At 64.7% G+C, this 1753-nt stretch carries 1 protein-coding gene and 1 pseudogene; both read left to right on the top strand.

Features of this window, described 5'->3' with window-relative positions; translation table 11 throughout:
• On the top strand, window positions 1–1275 hold a 1275-nt coding region (gene glyA / locus EOA24_RS36855), incomplete at its 5' end, for a serine hydroxymethyltransferase (RefSeq protein WP_281059926.1).
• Between the two features lie 107 nt (window positions 1276–1382).
• Window positions 1383–1753 (top strand): annotated as a pseudogene (locus EOA24_RS36850) (hypothetical protein); the annotation flags it as partial.

The raw sequence follows: 1753 nt of genomic DNA, 5'->3' as shown, positions 1-1753 counted from the left end.
TTCTTCGAGACCACGCTTGCCGACGCCGATCCGGAAATCTTCGGCGCCATCCGCAACGAGCTCGGTCGCCAGCGCCATGAGATCGAGCTGATCGCGTCGGAAAACATCGTGTCGCGCGCCGTGCTCGAAGCGCAGGGCTCGATCATGACCAACAAATATGCCGAGGGCTATCCGGGCAAGCGCTACTATGGCGGCTGCCAGTTTGTCGACGTGGCCGAGGAACTGGCCATCGAGCGCGCGAAAAAGCTGTTCGGCTGCAACTTCGCCAATGTCCAGCCGAATTCGGGCAGCCAGATGAACCAGGCGGTGTTCCTGGCGCTGCTCCAGCCCGGCGACACCTTCATGGGGCTCGACCTGAATTCGGGCGGCCATCTCACCCACGGCTCGCCGGTCAACATGAGCGGCAAGTGGTTCAAGGTCGTCTCCTACGGCGTGCGCAAGGATGATCACCTCCTAGACATGGACGCGATCGAGAGGGCCGCGCATGAGACCAAGCCGAAGCTGATCCTGGCCGGCGGCACCGCCTATTCGCGCATCTGGGACTGGAAGCGTTTCCGCGAGATCGCCGATTCGATCGGCGCTTATCTCATGGTCGACATGGCGCATATCGCCGGGCTCGTCGCCGGCGGCGTGCACCCGTCGCCGCTGCCTTATGCCCATGTCGTGACCACGACGACCCACAAATCCCTGCGCGGCCCGCGCGGCGGCATGATCCTGTGCAACGACGAGGAAATCGCCAAGAAGATGAACTCGGCGGTGTTCCCGGGCTTGCAGGGCGGTCCGCTGATGCATGTCATCGCCGCCAAGGCGGTGGCGCTCGGCGAAGCGCTGAAGCCGAGCTTCAAGGCTTATGCGGAGAGCGTCGTCGCCAACGCCAAGGCGCTTGCGTCCAGCCTACAGGAGACCGGCCTCGACATCGTATCGGGCGGTACCGACAACCATTTGATGCTGGTCGATCTTCGTCCGAAGAACGCCACCGGCAAGCGCGCGGAGGCGGCCCTCGGCCGCGCCAACATCACCTGCAACAAGAACGGGATCCCGTTCGATCCGGAAAAGCCGTTCGTCACCTCGGGCGTGCGCCTCGGCACGCCGGCCGGCACAACGCGCGGCTTCGGCCAGGCCGAATTCCGCGAGATCGGCAAGCTGATCGCCGAGGTGCTGGACGGGCTGAAGGTGGCGAATTCCGACGAAGGCAATGCAGCGGTCGAGGCCGCGGTGAAGGCCAAGGTCACGGCGCTGACCGACCGCTTCCCGCTCTACCCCTACCTCGGTTGATCCTTCCGCCGGCTGTTAGCCCTCGGTTGACCGGGCGCCGCGCGTCATCTTTTATCCTCGCGCTTCGCGCCGCTCCCTGATCGGGCGGCGCGCTTACCGGAGACTTGATGATGCGCACTTTCCACCTTGTCGCCTTGGCCTTGTCAGGCTCGCTGACCGCCTTCGCCCTGACCGGCGCAATTGCTCAGGAGCAGACGCAGTCCGCCTCCGACATGCCGGCCACCAAAACCTTCGGCAGGTGGACCACCATCATCGATACGCTCGATACCGGACAGGACGCACACAAAACCTGCGCCGCCTCGACGGCTTTCGTCGATGGCGACGGCAACGCCGGCTCCCTGACCCTGTCGATCTCGACCGGCGACGCGCTGCCGCCGGATGCCTATCCGGCCATCATGTTCATCATCGACAACAAGACCCTGCCGACGGGCGACAAGATCGCCGCGACTTTCGGCGACCCCGGCGTGAAGGTCGCCGA

Origin of the sequence: Mesorhizobium sp. M2A.F.Ca.ET.039.01.1.1 (assembly GCF_003998035.1) — a bacterium.
In the GTDB taxonomy this organism is placed as follows: Bacteria; Pseudomonadota; Alphaproteobacteria; order Rhizobiales; family Rhizobiaceae; genus Mesorhizobium.
Note: the sequence above shows the minus strand (reverse complement) of the source record. Positions and strands in the feature narration are given on the sequence as shown.